Annotated in this window: 23 protein-coding genes; 13 read left to right on the forward strand and 10 right to left on the reverse strand. The window is 67.3% G+C overall.

Annotation, left to right across the window (positions count from 1 at the left end):
- Window positions 1-175: 175 nt before the first annotated feature.
- The 3 genes from LX12_RS22215 to LX12_RS09965 form a co-directional block, all read right to left on the reverse strand.
- Window positions 176-655: a hypothetical protein gene (locus LX12_RS22215; protein WP_308213994.1), complete on the reverse strand. Its 480-nt coding sequence runs from the start codon at window positions 653-655 to the stop codon at window positions 176-178.
- Window positions 656-1,558: 903 nt separating this feature from the next.
- Window positions 1,559-1,996 carry a hypothetical protein gene (locus LX12_RS09960; protein WP_253654367.1) on the reverse strand — a complete coding sequence of 146 codons (438 nt, stop codon included), beginning with the start codon at window positions 1,994-1,996 and terminating at the stop codon, window positions 1,559-1,561.
- A gap of 79 nt (window positions 1,997-2,075) precedes the next feature.
- Window positions 2,076-2,693: an SOUL family heme-binding protein gene (locus tag LX12_RS09965; protein WP_253654368.1), complete on the reverse strand. Its 618-nt coding sequence runs from the start codon at window positions 2,691-2,693 to the stop codon at window positions 2,076-2,078.
- A 245-nt stretch (window positions 2,694-2,938) separates the two neighbouring features.
- On the opposite strand from LX12_RS09965, the gene LX12_RS09970 reads away from it, so the two are divergent.
- Entirely contained in the window at window positions 2,939-4,141 is a 1,203-nt protein-coding gene (locus LX12_RS09970) for a TY-Chap domain-containing protein (protein ID WP_253654369.1), read from the forward strand.
- A gap of 21 nt (window positions 4,142-4,162) precedes the next feature.
- Here LX12_RS09970 and LX12_RS09975 read toward each other — a convergent pair whose 3' ends face one another.
- Together LX12_RS09975 and LX12_RS09980 are read right to left on the reverse strand one after the other, a co-directional pair.
- Window positions 4,163-4,510, reverse strand: a complete 348-nt coding sequence (locus LX12_RS09975) for a HepT-like ribonuclease domain-containing protein (protein ID WP_253654370.1) — start codon at window positions 4,508-4,510, stop codon at window positions 4,163-4,165.
- The gene (locus tag LX12_RS09980; RefSeq protein ID WP_253654371.1) at window positions 4,507-4,950 is read right to left on the reverse strand and encodes a helix-turn-helix domain-containing protein; all 444 of its coding nucleotides are present in this window, start codon (window positions 4,948-4,950) and stop codon (window positions 4,507-4,509) included. Before LX12_RS09980 ends, LX12_RS09975 begins: the two co-directional genes overlap by 4 nt.
- Window positions 4,951-5,193: 243 nt before the next feature.
- Here LX12_RS09980 and LX12_RS09985 point away from each other — a divergent pair, with 243 nt between their 5' ends.
- The 8 genes from LX12_RS09985 (at window position 5,194) to LX12_RS10020 (ending at window position 10,608) form a co-directional block, all read left to right on the forward strand.
- The gene (locus tag LX12_RS09985) at window positions 5,194-5,568 is read left to right on the forward strand and encodes an SseB family protein (RefSeq protein ID WP_253654372.1); all 375 of its coding nucleotides are present in this window, start codon (window positions 5,194-5,196) and stop codon (window positions 5,566-5,568) included.
- Window positions 5,565-5,870: a DUF6317 family protein gene (locus LX12_RS09990; RefSeq protein ID WP_253654373.1), complete on the forward strand. Its 306-nt coding sequence runs from the start codon at window positions 5,565-5,567 to the stop codon at window positions 5,868-5,870. The genes LX12_RS09985 and LX12_RS09990 overlap by 4 nt, the downstream gene beginning before the upstream one ends.
- Window positions 5,867-7,168 carry a hypothetical protein gene (locus LX12_RS09995; RefSeq protein WP_253654374.1) on the forward strand — a complete coding sequence of 434 codons (1,302 nt, stop codon included), beginning with the start codon at window positions 5,867-5,869 and terminating at the stop codon, window positions 7,166-7,168. Before LX12_RS09990 ends, LX12_RS09995 begins: the two co-directional genes overlap by 4 nt.
- A gap of 140 nt (window positions 7,169-7,308) precedes the next feature.
- On the forward strand, window positions 7,309-7,713 hold the full coding sequence (locus LX12_RS10000; protein ID WP_253654375.1) for a hypothetical protein: 405 nt from the start codon (window positions 7,309-7,311) through the stop codon (window positions 7,711-7,713).
- A complete protein-coding gene (locus tag LX12_RS10005; RefSeq protein ID WP_253654376.1) occupies window positions 7,710-8,264 on the forward strand; it encodes a hypothetical protein in 555 nt (184 codons plus the stop codon). The genes LX12_RS10000 and LX12_RS10005 overlap by 4 nt, the downstream gene beginning before the upstream one ends.
- Before the next feature lie 258 nt (window positions 8,265-8,522).
- Window positions 8,523-9,224 carry a hypothetical protein gene (locus LX12_RS10010; protein ID WP_253654377.1) on the forward strand — a complete coding sequence of 234 codons (702 nt, stop codon included), beginning with the start codon at window positions 8,523-8,525 and terminating at the stop codon, window positions 9,222-9,224.
- A 46-nt stretch (window positions 9,225-9,270) separates the two neighbouring features.
- Complete coding sequence (locus LX12_RS10015) at window positions 9,271-10,230, forward strand: hypothetical protein (RefSeq protein WP_253654378.1); 960 nt, start codon at window positions 9,271-9,273, stop codon at window positions 10,228-10,230.
- A 69-nt stretch (window positions 10,231-10,299) separates the two neighbouring features.
- Window positions 10,300-10,608, forward strand: a complete 309-nt coding sequence (locus LX12_RS10020; RefSeq protein WP_253654379.1) for a hypothetical protein — start codon at window positions 10,300-10,302, stop codon at window positions 10,606-10,608.
- Here LX12_RS10020 and LX12_RS10025 read toward each other — a convergent pair.
- Together LX12_RS10025 and LX12_RS10030 are read right to left on the reverse strand one after the other, a co-directional pair.
- The gene (locus LX12_RS10025; RefSeq protein WP_253654380.1) at window positions 10,598-11,314 is read right to left on the reverse strand and encodes a hypothetical protein; all 717 of its coding nucleotides are present in this window, start codon (window positions 11,312-11,314) and stop codon (window positions 10,598-10,600) included. The genes LX12_RS10020 and LX12_RS10025 overlap by 11 nt on opposite strands.
- A gap of 45 nt (window positions 11,315-11,359) precedes the next feature.
- Window positions 11,360-11,743, reverse strand: coding sequence for a VOC family protein (locus LX12_RS10030; RefSeq protein WP_253654381.1), 384 nt, complete (start codon window positions 11,741-11,743; stop codon window positions 11,360-11,362).
- 68 nt (window positions 11,744-11,811) lie between these two features.
- Between LX12_RS10030 and LX12_RS10035 the strand changes: the two genes are divergently transcribed.
- A complete protein-coding gene (locus LX12_RS10035; protein ID WP_253654382.1) occupies window positions 11,812-12,366 on the forward strand; it encodes a hypothetical protein in 555 nt (184 codons plus the stop codon).
- Here the strand turns inward: LX12_RS10035 and LX12_RS10040 are convergent.
- Window positions 12,357-12,929 (reverse strand): GNAT family N-acetyltransferase, encoded by a 573-nt coding sequence (locus tag LX12_RS10040; RefSeq protein WP_253654383.1) that lies wholly within the window; start codon window positions 12,927-12,929, stop codon window positions 12,357-12,359. The two genes, LX12_RS10035 and LX12_RS10040, sit on opposite strands and share 10 nt — an antisense overlap.
- A gap of 212 nt (window positions 12,930-13,141) precedes the next feature.
- Here LX12_RS10040 and LX12_RS22220 point away from each other — a divergent pair, with 212 nt between their 5' ends.
- On the forward strand, window positions 13,142-16,078 hold the full coding sequence (locus tag LX12_RS22220; RefSeq protein ID WP_253654384.1) for a DEAD/DEAH box helicase: 2,937 nt from the start codon (window positions 13,142-13,144) through the stop codon (window positions 16,076-16,078).
- Window positions 16,079-16,114: 36 nt separating this feature from the next.
- Window positions 16,115-16,819 (forward strand): alpha/beta hydrolase, encoded by a 705-nt coding sequence (locus LX12_RS10050; protein WP_253654385.1) that lies wholly within the window; start codon window positions 16,115-16,117, stop codon window positions 16,817-16,819.
- A 10-nt stretch (window positions 16,820-16,829) separates the two neighbouring features.
- Here LX12_RS10050 and LX12_RS10055 read toward each other — a convergent pair whose 3' ends face one another.
- On the reverse strand, window positions 16,830-18,035 hold the full coding sequence (locus tag LX12_RS10055; RefSeq protein ID WP_253654386.1) for a kynureninase: 1,206 nt from the start codon (window positions 18,033-18,035) through the stop codon (window positions 16,830-16,832).
- Window positions 18,036-18,207: 172 nt separating this feature from the next.
- Window positions 18,208-19,167: a LysR family transcriptional regulator gene (locus LX12_RS10060; RefSeq protein ID WP_253654387.1), complete on the reverse strand. Its 960-nt coding sequence runs from the start codon at window positions 19,165-19,167 to the stop codon at window positions 18,208-18,210.
- A 154-nt stretch (window positions 19,168-19,321) separates the two neighbouring features.
- Between LX12_RS10060 and LX12_RS10065 the strand changes: the two genes are divergently transcribed.
- Entirely contained in the window at window positions 19,322-20,731 is a 1,410-nt protein-coding gene (locus tag LX12_RS10065) for an SLC13 family permease (protein WP_253654388.1), read from the forward strand.
- Window positions 20,732-20,828: the final 97 nt, after the last annotated feature.

The following is a 20,828-nucleotide window of genomic DNA, read 5'->3' on the forward strand; positions in this document are numbered from 1 at the left end:
GACATCTCCCTCAACTCCCCTGTCGCACCTTCGCAGCGGTTGCTGAAGCTCGCTGCCGACGAGGTACGCGGTCGCGAATAGTTTCACCTGCTCGGCAACCAGCAACTCGCAGTCGACCTCGTTATGCACTTCGTCGAACAGGCACGGCGTGCGAATTCGAAGCGCATCGTCGTGGTCACGGGTGCGCTCGGCAGCGGAAAAGCCTGGCCGCCTGTCGCTGCTCGGTGAGCTGTCCCGGCAGGGTCGAACCGTGCTGTACGCCAAGAGCCCCCGCTCGCTCACGCACATCCTGCGCAAAGTTGCGGGCCATCGCGACACGCGAGTGCACTCCATGATCAAGTACTTCGACCAGTTCGTAGACGCCGGCACCGGCGACCTCGACGTCCTGATTCTCGACGAAGCCCACCGCAATCGAGATACTTGGGTGGACCGCTCTACCGAACGGCGCTGCGTACCGGTAGTCGGCAAGTAGACGAGGTGATCTCCGTGGCGCGTCCCAGTCTCCCAGCTTGACCAGCGCTAAAATGTGCGGCCCGGTGAGATGGGGACGCGCGAGCAGATTGAGGCGTACGCCGCACAGGTCGGAGTCGCGACCCATCACGTGGAACTCGGCGAGCAGCTCCGCTGCGGCGGCAGCGAGAAAACTTGCGGTCACGCCGCGGGAACAGCAGGAGTGATCGCCGGATCGGCGATTGTCCGCCGGCGCCGCGGGCGACGGACTATGGCGATTCAGTTTGGTCAGATTTGTGTATACCGCGCAGGGTTTAAGTACGACAGGAAGGGCGCAATTATTGAACCGGACCCCATGTGACGCGGTGACCAGTTCGTCTTTGTCGAGAAGCCAACAAAGATCCCGATTCGAGGAACACGGTCGAGGTTCCAGACAGACGGTTCCATCGCCTCGTCCGCAGCGCTTAGAGGTGTTATTCACGCTCGGAATGGTCGGCACCGTCGTCTACTAGAGTGATCGTGAGACGCGAGACGTTTTACATCGTTGTCTCGCTTAAGACCGTCGAACGGATGGGGCGCGCTCATTGGTAGCTGTACTTACCACGTACAACGCCGTGTCAGCCACGGCAAAGAGAAATCTCGACTGGGGCCTTCGACACGGGATTTGGGGGTTACCTCGCCCCCCTTTGGGACCCGACGATGCAACGGACTTTAGCTGGCATCTGATGGGCACGCGGGCGCAAGGTCTCCCCAACGGGCCGCGCGCTCAGCCGGAGATCTGGATGACGGGAAAGATCGATATTTTTCTGGCAAAAGTCGCCTCCGGCTTGGAGGAGCAGGATAGTCTATTTTGGCCGGACGAAATCCAAGACGGTCGTCTCATCTATCCGTATCGTTTCAAGATCAATCTCGTTGGCTCTGTCAAGGAGGTCCCTTTGGGCTCAACCGGCCCACTCCCTCCGAAGCTCTCGGAGGGAATTCGCATAGGCGCCACAGGTGGACCCAGCGTTGTGTCGATACGGGACGAACAGCTCGAATCATTGATCAGGTACATCTAACCTCTGAATCGAACCTCACGACCCCGGCTGCGGCGTTCATTAGTCACTCATCAGCAAGCAGCAGGTCTGGGAAACTCGTAGCTGCAGCCGAGGTCCTCGGGAGTCGAGACGAAACCACAGTCGCGGAACCACGACGTCACCGCGTCGGCGACGAGGTCCACGTCCTGGGTGAAGAAATAGCCGTCGGTGCAGTCCTCGAAGTGATCCCCATCGAGCCATTCTTCAAGCGGCAGATCGTCGGCGGAGTGGTCGCCGAGGTTCAGGCGGCGCAGCACGGTCCGCGAGCGGCGGAGCATGAAAACGTCGTCCTGGAGAACAACCACCTGCGCGCAGACGGCCTCGAGGCCTTTCTCCTCCTCGGCCGGGCCGTAATCCCGCGGACCGAGGTCGAAGACGAAGCCCACCGGCTTGTCCGACACGGATTCGACGACCCATCCCGTCATATTCGCCCACTCGCGTGTGCCCGCCGGCTCCGTATCTCGCGTCATCGTTCCTCCTCGTCTCGACGACCTGAGGCTATCGCCGAGCACCGACAGTCCATCTGCGCTGAGCGAGGAGGCGGGGCTTCTACGCCGCGATCGGGACAACCACCTCGTTGCGGCGTCGGAAGGGCAGGGTCCACGGCGGGTCGTAAAACCAGCTGACCGGCTCGCCGGCGGTCTCGACACCCTTCGCGGCGAGCGCGTCGAGCAGCTCCTTTGTCTTCGCCGCGACCGCCTCGGGGCTGCGGGAGCCGCTGAACCGCACTGCGGCGACGGACTCCTCCGGCACCTCGACAAGCCGGACGCGATCGTCCTTCGGCGTCGGCAGCGTCGCCATCGTCCACTTCGACGGCATGAAGAACCGGATGACCCAGCCGTTCTCATCGCTCGACGTCGACACCGGCGCGGTCATCGCGATCTTCTCGCCCTTCGCGGCCCCTTGGCTGACCGGCGCGGTCATCGCAACCTGCCGGCTGCCTTGGTTGCCTCCGAAGATGTAACCGGCGAGGCGTCGGAACCCGTCGGACCGCGCCTTCTCCTCGTCGGACCCCTCCACGGTGGTCTCGGCCGCGATCCGCGGCTCGTAACGACGGATCTCGACGGTGTCGGTCAGCTTCTTCGTGGTGTGCGACGGCTCCTCGGTCAGCACGCGCACACCCACGATCCCCAGCGCGGCATCCGCCACCTGCTCGACAACATTCACGACTCTCGACAGCACGTCGCCTCATCTCCTCTGTTCTGTCTCGGATGTCTTTCACTTTCTGAACGACCGCCTGTCCGTGTTCGTTCCCCTGGCTATCGACTGAGCACGCCGGGCTTGTCGGACCTCTCCCTAACCTGCATGTGAACGGTGGTTCTTCCACCGAGTGCGGGCCGGCGATCGCGGGCCCGACGGCCCCGATCCACCCCGCTGACGACCGGGCCGCGTCAGCACCAGAAGAGGTCACCATGACCGACCAACTGACGCTCCCCGACGCCGCGTGGGACACCTACACCGAGGAGCTCGCCGGCCGCCTCGTGCGGAACGACGGTGTGGACTTCGTGTTCATCGCCCTCTTCGAGGGCGACGCGGGCGACGGGCTGCGGATCCACCGGCGCAACGGTCTGCGGCTCGTCGGACCGAGACCGGAGGGCGGCGGTCGGCTCGAGATGGCGCAGATCCGGTCCGACCGGATCACCCAGAGCGGGTACACCCCCTACGACCTCGCCGTGACCGTGGTCGAGATCGCCCGGAAGCACTGGATGCTCGACCATCCCGTGGAGATCGCCGACGTCGGCGAGGAGTTCCTGACCGGCGACGTCGCATCGGGCAGCCGACTCGGTCCCGACGCTCTCCGCGCCCGCGTCCGCGACGACCTCGCACGGTTCGTCGGCGGCAATCCGACCATCGGCCCGGATCTGATCATTCGCATCCCCGGCGCCGACTTCCCGACGTCCGTCGCGGTGTCGATGGAGAAGCCGCAGCTCGACATCTTCGCGTGCGTCATCGCCGACCTCCCGTTCGACGTGTCGGCGGAGACGTTGACGCGCCTGCTCGGATCGGAGTTCGACCACATCACGCTCGTGGTCCGCGACGGTGACCTGTACGCCGCGACGTTCGCACCATCAGACGGGTACAACTTCCTCTACTTTTGCTGGTACCTGAGTCGGTGGTTCGAGTTCCTCGACGAGGGTCTTCCCCTGCTGCGCAACGCTCTCGGCATCGGCGACGAGCCCGACGGGACTCCCACCGCCTGTCGGATCGTGCGGCCGTCGGTGGATCTGATGGTGGCCGAGGCGTGGGAGACCTACGTCGTCGAGCTGGCCGCGGAGATCGCGGCGCTCCAGCCGGGGCAGCGACTGACCGTCGCGCAGTCGTGGGAGTACCCCGAGGGCCCGCACGGCGTGGTCGTGGTGACCGCGTCGGACACCGGCGGGTACACCGCCGCAATCGACGCAACGACCTTGCACCCCGACCAGGAGTGCTGGAACGAGCAGTCGGAGTTGCTGTTCGAAGCCGGCTGGTCGGACGACGGGGCGTGGCTGACCATCAGCGGACCGGATGCTGAGGCTCTCGCCAGACACATCGTCGACGACGCCCTTCTCGCGACCTGGGATTGCGTGCACCCGTCGTTCCTGGCGGACACGACGATCTCGGAGCAAAAGCCGTGATCCTCTCCGTGGCGTCGCTCGTCAGTGAAGGCCCGGCAGAACCGTGTCGGCGAGATAGGCACGCAGCGTGGGCACGTCGAGGGTGGCGGTCCGCCACACCCGCCGCGGATCGAGGTCGTCGTACTGGTGGGCGGCGAAGTTCCGCATGCCCACGATCTCCCGCCACGGCTGGCCGTCGAACCGCGAGAGAATCTCGTCGGGGACTCGGTTGATCCCCTCGCCGATGCGGATGAGCCCCATCTCGATGGCCCACTGACTGCGGGTGTCCTGCCGGAAGGTCTCGAATCCGACGTCAGTGAGCTCGACGACCCTGTCGCACACAGCGATCACACCACGCACCGCGTCGCGGGCCTTGGAGTTGTCGCTCACACATCCACCGCTTCGGTCAGCAGGCGCTCGCGGATCTCACCGCGCAGCGAGTCCGACGCGATGACGTCGACCTTCACGCGTAACAGGTCGGTGAGCGCGAGGCGCATCCCGACCTCGTCGAGCAGAGTCGCTTCGTCGGTGAAGTCGACGAGGATGTCGACATCGGACCCTGGACGATCCTCCCCCCGAGCAACCGAACCGACGATCCGCGGACGCCGGCCATGGAACCTCTCGACGGTGGCACGGATGTCGTCACGATGACGCTCGACCCGCGCGGACGGTCGGCCCGCCAGCGCGGCTGCGATTCGCGAGAGAACTTCCGGACTGGGGACTCGCCGGCCGTTCTCGTACGCCGAGAGATTGGGTTGCGACACGTTCGCGGCATGGGCCAACTGCGACTGGCTCAGTCCAGCCGCCAGTCGTTCCGCGCGGACGTCCATGCCGCCAGCGTATCGGAGTGTTATCGCACGCGATATATGTACAACCGGCGCCTGTGCACAACCCTGACCCACAGCACGACGGGCGCGGTTCGCACCGCTAAGTTGTCCTCGAGCAGAACTTTCGTACGACACAGGGGTGAACGGGTGCGGTGGCAGCCAGGTGACCTGACGGCAGCGCAGCTTCAGGACGAATGGGTCGAGGAGCACGGGTGGGCCGTCGACCCGCCGGAGTCGATCGTCGCCATGTGGCGCGAGGTCGCCGCCGCTGAGGCAGCCCATGCGACCACGGACCGCTCGGCGGACGCGGCCGGGACAGCATCCGTCGGTGCTCAGCTCCCGCAGGTCGTCGTGGTGCCTGCTCATCCGCGACCCGATGGTTCGAGAGGCTTCGACATCGAACTGGCGGTGTCGAACGGGCGGCCACTGATACCTGCGTTCTCGTCCGTCGACGGACTGGTCGAAACGCTCGGTGAGCATCAACCGTGGTTGGGCCTGACTCCTGACCAGATCGGCGCCGTGTACTCCGGCATCTCCATCGTTCTCGACCCCGTTCCCGGGGTCGTGCAGAAGTTGTGGAGCGCCGACCGCCTGGCCGCTCTGGGAGAGGTGATCCGATGAGCACGTTCTCCGTCGTCCTGCAGGATCTCGACGCACTGTCGGGGCGATTCGCCGGTGCAGCCGGCGACTACCGCACCGCTGCCGCCAGTGTCACCCCGCCTGTCGTCGACAGCGGAGACGGGAGTTGCAACAGCGCGATGACTGCCGTCATGGAGATGCTCGACGTGTTGCACAAGTCCATGGCCGCCTCCATCGAGGACCACTCCTCCAAGCTGCACGATGCCCGCGACGAGTACGACCGCACGGAGGACGTGAACAAGAACCGCTTCCTTTGGGACAACCTGAACAAGGACTTCCGATGAGCTGGATCGGTGGCGACATCGCCGGTCTGCAGTCCATGGGCAGCACGCTGCAGCGCGCACCCGGGTTGATCGAACCGATCGTGGCAAAACTGACCGATGGCGTCGACAAGCTGGGCGACGACGCGAGCTGGTCGGGTGAGGCCGCGCAGGCGTTCCGCAAGCTGTGGACCTCCGACGCGGTCCGCGCGGGAGGCATCGGCGCGATGGCAGGCAAGGCAGGCGACATCATCGCCGGACTGGGAGACCACCTTGCCTCGCTGGAGTCCGCTCTCTACAACAGCGCCCACGACGCCCAGTCCCGCGGCGCGCAGATTGGCGCCGACGGGCAGCCACTACCGCTCGTCATCACGGGCGACCCGACGACGCCGGCAGCAGCGGCAGCCCTGCAGGCGCAGGAGGATTACCAAGCCGCCTATGCAGAGGCCAAGCAGTTGGCGCAGGGATTCCGCCTCGACGCGGCGTCCGACCTGGCCGGCCTTGCCGAACCGATCGTCTCCGAGGGCGGGAAGGGCTTGACCCTAGACGGCGCCATCACGATCGGCGACTACCTGAAGGCCTTCTACGTCGTACCGAACGACAGGAACGCCCGGGTCAAACAGACGCTGCCACAGGAGATTGCGAAATCGAGGGAGAACTTTCGCGAGCTCCGGTGGAAGTTGAAGGCCGAGCAGGCCGCGTACAAGCAACGCGGATTGGCGGTTCCCGAGGGTTCTCAGGCTCGCCTGGACCACCTTGCCGGGTCGAAGGCGTTGGACGACCTCAAGATGCAGCTCGCGGATGCGCAAGCCGGCAAGGGCGAGCTACCTATGTCTCAGATCCTCAATACGAAGATGTCCGACCTCAAGGGCATCGCCGGCCTGTCGGAGAAGCTGCCCGGCAAGCTGAAGTTTCTCAGCGACATTCCTGTGATCGACGTCGCCGCAACCGGCGTCGTCGCCGAGCTGCAAGCCATCGACGACCACCAGAAGGGGTGGAGCGAGACCACCGCTCATGTCAACGATTACGCGGCCGGCGCAGTTGGGCTCGCCGGGGGCGCCTTGGTCGCGGCGGCCCTGCCGCTCGAGGCTCCAGTTGTTGCTGTGAGCGCTGCGGCGGGTTTCGCCGGGGTGGCGATCGGAGGTGTCGGTTACAACGCCTTTCACGAGCATTGGTCCGAAGACATCCACGACCACGGCGTGGTCGCAGGCATACTCCACGGATCAGGGAACACGTTGTCGAACACAGGCGAAGACATCGCCGACATGGGAAGAGGCGTCGCCAACACGACGAAGTCTCTGTGGAAGTCGGTCTTTGGATGAGGAGTACCGAGACTCAGCCAGCACCTGTTCCCGTTCGCTTCCTGGGAACCACCTGGCGGCGGCGCGGGGTCCGTTACTGGGTGCGGCGTGCATCGTTACTGATCTTGTGGACTCTGGTGTTAGCGCTGTCCGTGTGGGGTGTGTCGATCCTGTTCTCCGTCGTCGCAACAACTGCGGCGGGAACCGCACGCATCGTCGCGCTGACCCTCATGTCGCTCGCAGTCATCGGAAGCTTTGTCTGGGGCTTCTCACTCATGCGTCGGTCGGAAGAGGAAAAGAAGCTCGGCGTACCGATGATCATGCGTGCCGGCACAACAGTTGAGCAACGACGCGACGCGGCCTGGCGAGGCTACGGACTGGGGCTGGTGGCCGGGCCGCTCGTGCTGGTGAGCCAGATGTTCGTGGTCGGCGTTCTTGCGGCCGTTGTCCTTTCGCTGATGCAGAAATACATCTCGATCGAGGAGTTCGAGGCCGCAACGGGCCGTAAGGCGCCACTTCGAATCAAGCGTCCGAGCGTCTGGTCTCAGATGAGGCGTCGAGGGTGAGAGTCGAACGGATCATTGCGTCGCTGGGCTTTGCGGCGATGGTCGCCGCCGCGTCCGCGTGCGCAGACGGAGGCGGCGCGGGCTCGCCGGACGCGGCCTCAGAGTCTTTGTGCCGAAGCCTCCCGGCGACAGAGGTCGTCAAGCTCTTCGACCTGCAGCCCGGCTCCGGCGGCCAGTCCGGGGACGCACAAGTGAGAACCGAAGCCGACACATCGACGTCGGGCAGCGCGCCCGGGTGCAGATGGTCGACCGGAGGGAACACTGTGGGGACCAACATCGTCCAGGTCAAGGGCGGCCGGGAACGTTTGGCGTCGATCTCGACGGGTCCGGTCGACGTGGGTGACGGAGTCGAGCTCTTTCCACCGAGGCAGACCGACGCGATGTGCCAGGCGGAGTTCACCGCGAGTAGCGGGCCAGTCGACCAAGCAATCACGGTCATCGTTCTCCCCGACCTGCAACTCACTCGTGCGTCGAACCCACCCGTGGATTGGTGCCAGCGAGCGGCGCCGCTGGCGAAGTCGGTCATGAGGGGCCTCGGCTGGCTCAGATGATCCCCGCGTGTCCGAGGCAAGTGCTTCACTGGCCGCGTGAATGCGCGGAGTCGCAGGCGGTGGGCAAACCGACAGCGGAAAACTGCTGGATCTCAGCCGAGCGCGCCACAACCTCCACTGGTCCGGCTCGCAACCGACCTCAAGGCCGCCAACGCCGAGCGGACGACGTGGTGCGAGTCGGCGCGGAACTCGGCCCGGCGGTCGTTTCCGAAGGAGCGCCGTCCCGAGGACGGTCAGATCCTCGGGTACGAAGCGATTGTGCTCGACGTCTGGTGCGGGCGAGAGTTCACCGATCGCAACAGGTCTCGCAGCTGGAGCTGGGTTCCGTTCTACACCGGCGAGCTCGACGCGACGCCGGACACGGACGAGACCGTCGCTGCGCGGATCGCCCGCAGCTACACACTCAGCGGCAGCGAGAAGGCCGAGCACGCGGACATGCTCGCAGACCCCGTCGGCACCATCGCCGCAACGGCGGGCACACTCGCGTCCCGCATCAATGCGTACAGCGTGTGGCGGCTCGAATTCTTCGACGAGCATTCCGTCCGTGTCGACTTGACCGACGAGGTCACCCAGGTGACGCAACGCGCTCGACGCCTCCGTCACCAGCAGAAGGTGCTCGGCCCGCAGCCGCAGGGCGAGCTGCGCAGCGACGACGCGGTGGTCCGGTTGTACGTCGAGAAAGCGACGGCGATCGAGCGGGCCGTCGGTGCGCTGAACGAACGGCTGACCGCCCTCGACAGCTACTGCGACGTCGTCGCCAGCATCCAGCGCCGAAAGAACAAGTACGACTATCTGGCGCGCCTCAACGGCATCGACGACCTCGAGCTGCTCATCGACGACAGCACGGACCGCCACGAGACGGCCCAGATCCGTGAGGCCGGGTCGATCTCCGATGCGTTGGCTGCGGTGTATCTGGACTCGCTTGCGCCGTTGACCGCCACGCTTGCATCACGCGGCTGAGGACGCTCACGCTCGGAGCGACTTCTTGTCGGAGGCTGTCGCTAGCGTGACGGCAGCAGACAAGGAGTTGAGCCACATGCCCGTCACCGCCACCCACACATCACTGGTTTTCGAGTTCCCGCAGATCGCCGAGGACGCCGGCCTCAGCGTCACGTTTCATCGGACACTTCGCGTGCCCGACGACGAGACCACTTACGGTCTCCCGCCGTCGCTCGGGGCGTTCAGCCTGTCGAACGAGCGCGAGGGCGCCGGGATTCTCATGCCGATGTGGCAGTCGGAGGCGTGCTGGTTGAGCTTCTCGACGTCGAGGCCGTTCGACTCGATGCCGTTCTTGGTGAAGGTGGGCGCCGGCTCCGTCAACGCGGTGACCGGAGGCCGGTGGACGCCCGAGCCCGACTTCGAGGCCGAGGACTACTTCGAGGTGCCCGAACAGCCCTGGCTCGACGGGTTCTGTACCGGGCACAACGTCGTTCGGCAGTTCGTGGCGATGCCGCTGGGTGGCGGCTACACCGTCGAGGAGCAGCTCGTCGACGCGCCGGCGACCGGCGGGATCCATCTGTCGGTGTACCCGCTCAAGAAGTCGGTGTGGGAGCAGCGCAGCCGCGGCGACGTCGACCACGGGATGGTCTTCAACTGCTGCGGCGTGCCCGGCGACATGGGGCTCGGCGCCGGCGGATCGATCACGCAGTCGATCGCCACTCCGGTCGAACCGCACGACAACTGGGATCTGACCGCCGGCCTCTCGACGTTCGTGCGGACCGTCAACACACAGCAGTGGCAGGCGATCACGGGCGAACCGCCTCACACTTCCCCGCTCACCATCGAGGAGTACCGCGCCTACGGTTTCCCGTGGTTCGAGAGGTACGACGACACCCTGGCCCGCCAGGGCTCGGAGTCCCTTGCAGCCGTGTCGACCGTCCGCCAGGTCGGCGCCAAGACGGGCCATGACCCTCTGCCCGACAACGGTGGCTTCGACCCGCCCAAGCCGATCGTCGTCGGACCCTGATCGGACCGACGCGATCGATTGAGTAGTTCTGCGCTGTCGGCCGGATGGGCCGACGGGTCTGATGACTACATGACCGAATCGCTTCGACCGCGGCAACGCCTTGGAACCGCGTGCTCACTGCTGTCCGTCCTGTGCGCGGTGTTCGCGCCGTTGCCGCTCCTCGGGTTGCTTAGCAGCACGGAATTCGCGTCCGACTTCGAGAACGGAACGCATCTCGCGGACTACAACGGGGTTCCCATCGCAGAGGGCCTCGCCGTCGCTGCGATCGTGTTCGCCGCCGTCGGGGTAGTGATCGGTACCGCGAGGGCGCGCGTCGTCGGCGCACTCGTCCTCATCGCGCCGGCATTACTGGTGCTCGACGCAGCCGTCAGCCGCTGATCTTCTTCGCCGCCGCGGTGACGACCTGGCGGAAGACGGACTCGTCGGGCTGGCCGGCAAGGTTGTTGAGACTGACGAGGACGGCGCCGTCGGGGATGGGGAGAATCGCGACGAGCTGCTCGGTGGTCCGTTCCGACGAACCCGGGATCTGAGCGACCGTCTCGAGGCGGGCGGCGACGGCACCGCTGACGCCCGGGGTGTCGACGGTCAGCTGCATCGCCTTTTGGGTGGCGGTCACGGTCGACCCTCCGACCGAGGTGGTGATTTGATGGGTCGCGCAGTCGCCGAGGTTGTAGCGGCGGAAGCCCTCGACCGAGCCGTTTGTGCCGGATGACTTCGTGCTCACCGCCGTCACGATCGCGGCGCCGGTTGCACCGTTGGCGAAGATGGCCTTCGGGGCCGACAGGGCCTGCTGCGCATCGAAACCCGAGAGATCCGGCTGACAGGACGCCGGGGTGACCTTGGCGTCCTTCGTCGCGGCGGTGATGGAGCCGACCGCGTCGGCGGCACCCGGCGGGAGTTGCTGCTGCTCGTAACCGCTCGGCACATCGGACTGCTGGACGAGGTAGGCGGACAGCGGCTTCGACGGCGCCTGGGACGAGCTCGCGACAGCCCCGCCCTGGGTCGTCGACGTCGTGGTCCCGGAACTGCACGCCGCCGCGACGACAGACAGCGCGATGACCCCTGACAGCGTGACCCTCTTCACGGCACCCTCCACTCGTTCGCTCGGCGTACGGATACTAGACGAGCGTCAGGGGCCGATCTGCACCAACTGCAGGACGTTGCCCTCGGGGTCGATGACGTCGTGATGGGTCATCCCGCGGAACGTCCACGCGCGGTCGGCAGGGTCGATACGACCACCGAGAGCGGCGATGTTCCGGGTGGCGTCGTCGATGTTGTCGACCTCGACGACCAGCTTGATTGCGGTCGCTGACCGGCGCGGAGCCGGGTTGGTGGTCACCCGCGCGTCAGCCGTCTCGACGAAGGTGACCAGGCCGGCCCTCGATCGCATCCCGCAGTAGCGGTGCCCCTCGTCGACGACGGACCACCCGAAGCATCGCTCGTAGAAGCGGCACATTCGCGCACGATCGCCGACGTAGATGACCGCGAGCGTCGGAACTGATTCGAGATCCACGAGATCGGATGGAACCAGATCGCGCCCACGCCCATCTAACGGACGTGAAGGTTGATGAGAGGCATGACGTGGTCGCGGAGATCGGGGCCGACGGCATCCGGCTGACGCTCGACGACGCGGGACTCGAGGGGTGTCTCGTGATCGGGGTGCGTCGGACACTCGTCGCGCCGGAGCGGTTCGGGCTCCTCCCCGACTTCGGCGCGCTGGAGCTGCGGATGGCCGACGAGGTCGGCCAGCTCGGCGGCGCGGAGTTCTTGGTGCCGGTGTGGCGAGGCGATGCCGTCTGGCTCGACTTCACCTCGACGGTGCGGGCGTCGCTGCCGGTGCGGGTGTCGCGGGACGGGGGTCCGGAGACGCTGTGCCTCGCGCCGCACGACCCATGGATCGACCGCTGTCGACGGCTCGACGGATCACGCGTGCAGCTCACTGCTCCGCCTGAGGGGGCGACACGGATCGACGTCCGTGTCGGAGGAGCCGACATGTTCGGCGGCGAACTGGTGTCGCTGCATCTCGTCGACGCCATGCTGCTCGCGCAGGCCGGCCTCGAGCTGCCGGCGCACGATCCGCTCGAACCGATCGACTACGCCCAGCACAACGAGCGTTGGCCGTTCGATCAGAGGTAGCGACGCATGATCAGTCGCGGCATTTTCGACGCGACAGCGTCGGTCTGACCGACCACCTCGAACCCGACCGCCTCGAACATCTTTCGTGTTCCGACGAACGCCATGGTGAGATCCATGCGTCCTGGTGGGTCGACGGGATAGGCCTCTACGGCGGGCGCGCCGTTGGCGGCGGCGTAGTCGACGGCGCCCTGGATCACCCGGCCGGCGACGCCCTGCTTGCGGTGGCCAGCGCGGACGACGACGCAGATGATGCTCCATACTGGCAGGTCATCGAGGGGTCGGATGAGCTTGCTGCGCGCCAGCCGCGGGGTGTCGACTCGAGGGTTGATGCTGCACCAGCCAACGGGTGTGCCGTCGCGGTAGGCGACGACGCCGGGCGGGTGTTTGCGCTCGCAGAGCGCGCGGGCGGCCTGTTCGCGCGAACCCCGTCCCAGTTCCTCGATCTGCTTCGCCTGCAGTCGGTGCGACAGACACCAGCAATGCGTCGTGCGCCGATTGGGGTTGATGACGTCAGCGAAGTCGTCGAAGCGGTCGGGTGTGACCGGATGGGTCTCCCAGGTCATGGGGTCAGCATCGCGGGTACGGCGATGCTCGGCAAGCGGTTGGGGAGACCGGGCGATCTGTGGACAACATCGAGCGAGCCCGCGGCGTGACGGCGGTTCTGTCGGGACCGAGCAGCACCGTCGTCGGCATGTTCCCCGAGATCATCGAGCCTGCTGCACAGCATGACTGGCGCAGACGCCTCACACATCAGGATGCACCGGCTTACCGCCCCGTGACCCTCGTGGTCGACGCCGTCCAGGATGCGACGGGCCTGTGCGACCTGGCGCTGCGCATCACCGTCCCGAGTGAGTTCGGTCTTCGCGGCCGGCGCGAGATCGACTGGGACGAGGTCTGGTCGGTCGGCGGACCACACGACCTGTGGTCGATGGACGTCGACCCGATCGACCCCGCTCACCTGGCGGCGGTACGCGCACTCGCCGCCGTGATGGCGTCGGGGCGGGGTGGCCGCCGGTCGTCGACCGCGAGTCTCAACGACGCGTCGGCGCCGGTGTGGGAGTTCCTGCGTCGGGCTGTCGACGCGGGGGTGGGTCTCGAGCCAGAGCGGGCGCTCGGGGTCCACGGCGTCGAGGTGGTCGAGCCGATCGAACCCGGGCTGCAGGTCGTCGCTGATCACGACGGCGGGGTCACCGTCGCGCCGGCGGCCACCCTCCGGGTGCCGCACCGCGGGGCGTCGTCGACATTGACCTTCGGCGCGCCACCGCACGGGGTGGCGGTCATCGGCGTGACGACCCTGTACCTCGCCGGGTTCGCATCAGCCCATCCTCTCGTGCTCGACCTCATCTCGGGGCCACCCCTACGCATCCCCCGTCGCGACCTCGACGAGTTCACGGCGTCGTTCCTGCCTGCCATCCATGCCCGGGTGCACGTGCGCATCGACGACGATGTCCACGAGGGACAGGTCATCTCGCCACCCACCCCCGCGCTCGTCGTCCACGTCGCGGCGGACGGCACGGCGCGCATCGACTGGACCGTCCGCTACCGCGTCGACGACACCTGGCGGGAGTTCGACCCGAGGCACGAGATCGACCAGGACCCGTTGCGCGACATCGCCGCTGAACTGACGATGTGGGACGGGATCCGCGACGCGCTCGAACGGACGGTCGCACTGTCCGCACGATGGTGGGATCAGGCGATTCGCCACGAACAGCAGGGCATCCGAGCGTCGGGGACGTGGATGGAGCGGCTCGACCCTCTGCCCCGCGCCGTCGCCCAGGCACCGACATCGGTGCTGTCCCGCGTGTACACATTGGCACCCGTCGAAGCGGCCGTGCTGATCGGCGAGGTGCTGCCGGAACTGCGCGCACGTGGCGACATCGTCGTCGAGGTACACGGCGACGTGGGTCGTCTCCGTCCTGCCCGACGGCCGGCCGCGGTGACCTTCGGGCTCGGCGAGGACGACACCCGCACCGACTGGCTGGACCTCACGATCGACGTCGACATCGACGGGGAGCGGGTGTCGCTGGCCGAGGTGATGGCGGAGCTGGCGCGCGGGGCGACGCACATGCTGCTGCCGTCGGGCGTCTTCTTCCGACTGGACACCCCGGAGCTGCGGCGACTGTCCGCGCTGCTCGCCGAGGCGCGAGCGCTCGGTGAGCTGACTGACGGCCGCGTCCGTCGGGACTCGATGAACGCCACGCTGTGGGACGAGGTGCTGGGGCTCGGTGTCGTCGAGGCGCAGTTGGCCGAGTGGCAGGAGCGCACAGCGGGTCTCGCCGCTGCGAGCCCGCCGGTGCCGGTGGCGGTCCCGTCGACCATCCACGCGGAACTGCGTGACTACCAACGACGCGGACTCGACTGGCTGACGTTCCTGTGGGAGAACGGGATCGGTGGGATCCTCGCCGACGACATGGGTCTCGGAAAGACCCTGCAGACGCTCGCGTTCATCGCGCACGTCGACTACACGGCGCCGTTCCTGGTCGTGGCGCCGACGAGTGTCGTCGGGAACTGGCTGTCAGAGGCGGGGCGGTTCGTGCCCGATCTGCCGGCGGTCGGGATCACCGAGACCGAGAAGAAGTCCGGGCGCAGCGTCATCGAGTCGGTGTCCGGTGCGCGGATCGTCGTGACGTCCTACGCGCTGTTCCGTTTGCAGTTCGAGCAGCTGTCGCGAATCGGCTGGGCCGGGGCGGTGTTCGACGAGGCGCAGTTCGTGAAGAACCCCGCGAGCAAGACGCACCTCCTGGCCCGACGCCTCGATGCGCCCTTCACCCTCGCGATCACCGGGACGCCGATGGAGAACAACCTGTCCGAGCTGTGGGCGTTGCTGTCCCTGACCGTCCCGGGCCTGTTCCCGTCGTCGGACACCTTCACGCAGTATTTCCGGCGGCCGATCGAGACCCGGGGTGACTTGACGAGGTTGTCGGTGCTGCAGCGACGCATCAAGCCGGTGGTGTTGCGGCGCACCAAGGCCGAGGTGGCGACGGACCTGCCGCCGAAGCAGGAGCAGACCATCGCGCTCGCGCTGCATCCCGAGCACGAGCGCATCTATCGCACCCGACTGAACCGGGAACGCCAGCGGCTGCTCGGCCTGCTCGACGACTTCGAGCGCAACCGCATCGCCATCCTCACCTCGTTGACGATGCTGCGTCAGCTCAGCCTGCACGCCGGCCTCGTCGACGACGCCCATGCCGAGGTGGCGTCGGCGAAGGTGGACCACCTGGCGCGGGTGGTGCCGGAACTGATCGCCGGGGGCCACAGCGCGCTCGTCTTCAGCCAGTTCACCGGGTTCCTGCGGATCATCCGCGATCGGCTGGCCGCGGAGGGGGTGCGCATCCGCTACATCGACGGGTCGATGTCGGCGCACGCGCGGGCGTCGGAGGTGGAGCAGTTCCGGTCGGGCGGGCCGTCGGTGTTCCTGATCAGCCTCAAGGCCGGCGGCTTCGGCATGAACCTCACCGAGGCCGACTACTGCTTCGTCTGCGACCCGTGGTGGAACCCGGCCGCGGAGGCCCAAGCGGTGGACCGCGCGCACCGGATCGGGCAGACCAGGCCGGTGACCGTGTTCCGACTGGTCTCCGCCGACACCGTCGAGGAGAAGGTGGTCGCCCTGCAGGAGCGCAAACGCGCACTGTTCGACGCGGTGATCGGCGACGGCGACGTCTTCGGGTCGACCATCACCGGCGACGACATCGCCCAGATGCTCGGTGGCTGAGGTTTGGCCGCCAGTCGATGCGCGCACACTGGTGGCATGGCGCAGGACACGGTTCGCTACGGCTCGCATCCCGACCAGTACATCGACGTCACCCGCCCCGACGGGGACGCCCGCTGGACTGCCGTGCTGGTCCACGGCGGCTACTGGCGATCGAAGTACAAGGCCGACCTCATGGAGCCGATGGCCGAGGCCCTAGCGTCGTCGGGCGTCGCGGCGTGGAACGTCGAGTACCGACGACCCGACGAGCACGGTTGGGCAGCAACGACATCAGACCTCGCCGATGCTCTCGTCGCGGTCGAGACGGAGCTGCCCGTCGTGGTCATCGGACACTCTGCGGGCGGGCAGCTCGCGTTGCGGGTCGCCGCCGATGCGTCCACCCCACCGGCGCTCGCGGTGTCGCTCGCCGGCGTCATCGACCTCGAGAAGGCGCACGAGCTCCGGCTCGGCGACGGGGCGGTCGAGAACGCACTGGGGCATCCGTGGTCGGCGGACAACTCCGACGATGTCGCGTCGTCGCCGCGGCATCGCCTGCCGTTGCGCGTTCCGCAGGTGATCGCGTGCGGGCACGACGACGACCCGCACCTTCTCGCCATCAGCCGCGACTATGCCCGCGCCGCGGGAGAGGCCGGCGACGAGATCGTGGAGGTGACCGCCCCCGGCGACCACTTCGACATCATCGCGCCGCAGCATCGCCTGTGGGCACAGGTCCTGGCGACGATCGAGCACCGAATCGCGGGGTAGGTGTCGGCGGTCAGCCGAGGGCGAGGGCCAGGGCCTCGATGCCACGCTCGACCTCGTCGAAGCTGGTGGTGAGGGGGCTAAAACCGAGGCGCACGCCGGCGGGCGTCCGAAAGTCGGGGATGACGCCCTGCCGCCACAGTCGCGCGACCGCGTCGCGGGATCGCGGGTGGTCGACGGTGATGTGGCCACCGCGTCGTCCGGGGTCACGTGGTGAGGCGAGCGTCGCGCCGAGCGGGCGAAGAACGCTGTCAGACAATGAGACCGCGAGTTCGGTCAACGCGACCGACTTGGACCGGATCGCGTCGATCCCGGCCCGCTCGATCAGCTCGAGCATGTCGGCGACCGGCAGCATCCCCAGGATCGGAGGGGTACCGCTGAGCAGACGGCGGATGCCCGGTCCCGGGGCGTACCCCTGCTCCATCTGGAACGGGTCCGCAGCACCGATCCACCCCCAGATCGGTTGCGCGACCTGTTCGACGAGCTCGCGCCGCACGTAGGCGAACGCTGGCGCCCCCGGCCCTGCGTTGAGGTACTTGTAGGTGCATCCGGCAGCGAGGTCGACGCCCCAGTCGTCGAGCTGCATCGGAACCGACCCGACCGAATGGGAGACGTCCAGCAGCAGAAGCGCGCCGCGGTCGTGGATGAGCCGGGTGACCGCGGGCGCGTCGACGAGAAACCCCGAGCGGTAGGCGACGTGGCTGACGAGGACCAGCGCGGTGCGGTCGGTGACGGCTGCGTCGAGCAGCTCAGTCGTGACACCGCTGTCGTGCTCGGTGTCGATCCAGCGGATCGTCGTGCCGGTCTCTGCGGCGATCCCCTCGACGAGGTAGCGGTCGGTCGGGAAGTTGTCGCGGTCGATGACGATCTCGGTGCGGCCGGGGCGCATCGCGACGGCCGATCGGGCCAGCTTGTAGAGCAGGACGCTCGTCGAGTCGCCGATGATCGTCTGACCCGGCGCGGCGCCGAGCACGGCCGCGCCGATGCGGTCGCCGAGGGCCGCCGGAAGGTCGAGCCACCGCTCATCCCACCCGCGGATCAGCCGACCGCCCCACTCGTGCTCGATGAACTCGCGCATGTGGTCGGCGGTGACCGTGAGCGGGCGGCCGAGGGAGTTGCCGTCGAGGTAGGCATGCACTCCCCCGCCGTCGACGAACAGCGCGCGGTACTCGGAGAGAGCGTCGGCGGCGTCCAGGTCCTCCGCGCTGGGACGGGTCATGGCGGACAGTGTCGCACCGATGCGTCACGCATGGTGGAAACATCCGCACGGTCGGCGAGATCTGGTGCCCGCTGGGCGGGATCTACCGCACGGTCGGCGGGATCTGGTGCACGCTGGACGGGATCTACCGCACGGTCGGCGAGGAGTTCCTGGCCCGGTCGGGGACTTGCGGTCAGGCGCGGACGGGTGATCGGGACTCGGCGGACCAGGTCTCCTGGATGGTGTCGGCCGCGGTACGCAGGGCCTCGGCGACGGCGTTCATCGCCGGGCTGTAGGCGCGACGGGCCAGGGTCGCGACGTAGATCGAGCGCGTCGGGACCTCGTCGACTGCGCTGAACGGGACCGCCTTCACATCCGGCCGGTGGGAGGCGACCGCGAGCCGCGGGACCATCGCGATGCCCAGCCCGGCCGCGACCATCGCCTCGATCTCCTGATAGTCGTGCGCCTCGTAGACGACGTTCGGTTCGAAGCCGGCGTTCTGGCAGCTTCGATAGAGCACCTCGGCCGCGGGATGGTCGGAGTTGCGGATGATCCAGCGCTGCGAGCGCAACGACGACAGGACCGCTCCCCCCGCCGGCATGTCGCGGTCGGCGGGGATGAGCAGCATCGTCGGATCGCTCATCAGCGGATGCAGCGTGAGCGACCGCTCCGTCTCAGCGGTCCACCGGTAGCTCCACAGCAGGGCCATCTCGACCTCGCCTGCGTCGAGCATGTCGAGCAGTTGCGGGCGGGTGGCCGAGGTGACGGAGATGTCGACGTCGGGCCAGCGGGAGCGGTAGACCTTCAGCGCGTCGGACAGGATCGACGCGCTGACCGTCGGGAACGACCCCAACCGAACGGTCCCGCGCTGCAGTCCGCGGAGCGCGTCGAGATCGCCCTGCGCCGACCGCATCTCGCGTCGGAACAGGCGGGCACGCGCCACCAGCACCTCGCCGGCGTCGGTGAGCGACACCCCGCGCGGCAGCCGCACCACGACCGGCTGCTTGATGGACTTCTCGAGCTTGGTGATCCGCTGCGACGCCGCCGACGCCGTCATGTTCGCCTGCTCCGCACCGGCGGTCAGCGATCCCGCCTCGGCGATGTCCAACAACAGGAACAGCGTGACGACGTCGAAGTAGCCCGTCTGCGACACGAGGACCTCCCAGATCTGCGTTCAGCTCAGCTTACAGCGGGGCGCAAAACGCGTAATTGTCCTGAAGTGATGCCGATCATAGTGTGACCCGCATAACGTCGTCGTCGAGAAACCACTGCGTGGTGATCGGCCCGGAAAGGTCAAGGACCAGATCATGAGTTCCATCGAGATACTGCCGCTCGTCGCGCTCGTCGCGATGTTCGTGGTGGCCAGCATCCTCCCGATCAACATCGGGATCCTCGGGTTCGTCGGCGCCTTCGTCGTCGGCTACTTCGCCCTCGGCTACGACGACAAGGAGATCCTCGGGGAGTTCCCGGCGTCGATCGTGCTGACCATCGTCGGCGTCACCTACTTCTTCGGCATGGCCAAGAAGAACGGCACAATCGACCTGCTGGTGAACGCGTGCATCCGGGCGGTGAAGGGCCGCGTCACCGTGGTGCCGTGGGTGTTCTTCTTCGTCGCGTCCGCGCTGACGGCGCTGGGCACGTTCAGCCCGGCGGCGGTCGCCCTCATCGCGCCGGCCGCGCTGACCTTCGCCGCGACCGTGCGCATGAGCCCGCTGGTCATGGGCATCCTCGTCATCAACGGAGCCCACGCCGGAGCCTTCTCGCCCATCTCGGTATCGGGCGTCCTGGTCCGCGGAATCGTCAACGACAACGGCCTGTCCATCGGCCCGTGGTCGCTGTTCTTCTCCAGCTACGGCATCAACCTGTTGCTCGCCGTCATCACCGTCGTCACGTACTCGGTCCTTGCCCGCACCCGCAATCTCGCCTACACCGCGACAGGTTCGACGCTCGCCGCGACCACCGACTGGTCGTCGGCACCCGGCGACGGCGGCGCCCTGACCGGCCCGACGGGCGGCAGCGCCCCCACCGGCGGGACCCCGACCGGCGGGTCCGGTGGCACGAAGGTCCTCACCCGCACCGAGCCCGTCGAGGCCACCCTGACGCTCCCCCAGGTCGCGGTCACCCGTGTGCACAAGCTGACCCTCGCCCTCATCGCCACCGTGTTGGTGCTGGTCCTCGTGTTCCACATGCCGATCAGCTTCGTGGCGATCGCCGCCGGCGTGATCCTCGCCTTCACCGACCTCAAGGGACAGAACGACGCGATCATGGGCATCAGCTGGCCGACGGTGCTGCTGGTCTCGGGGATGATCACCTACATCTCCGTGCTCGAGAAGGTCGGCACGATCGACCACCTCGCGCACCTGGCGGTCGGCCTCGGCGCCCCACTGATCGTCGCGGCCGTCCTCTGCTACGTCATCGGCATCACCTCGGCCTTCGCGTCGTCGACGGCGCTGATGGCCGCGATCATCCCGATGGCCCTGCCGCTGCTGCACACCGGCGCACTGCCCGTCGTCGGCGTCGTCGCGGCACTGGCCATCGCGGCCACCGTCGTCGACGTGTCGCCCTTCTCCACCAACGGCGCGCTCATCCTGGCCAACGCCCAGGGCATCGACCGTCGCGTCTTCTACCGCCAGCTGCTGGCCTACTCGGGCATCATCGTCGCACTCGCGCCGGCCCTGTGCTGGATCGTCCTGGTGGTGACTCCCTCCCTGTTCTGAGCCCCCGGGCGCGGAACGCCACCCTCGGTGCAACCCCGGGCGTTAAGCACAGCGAAAGCGATAGCCAGAGATCGCACATTGTGCTTCACCCTGGGTT

It is taken from the genome of Williamsia serinedens (assembly GCF_024171725.1).
Classification (GTDB): Bacteria; Actinomycetota; Actinomycetes; order Mycobacteriales; family Mycobacteriaceae; genus Williamsia_A; species Williamsia_A serinedens.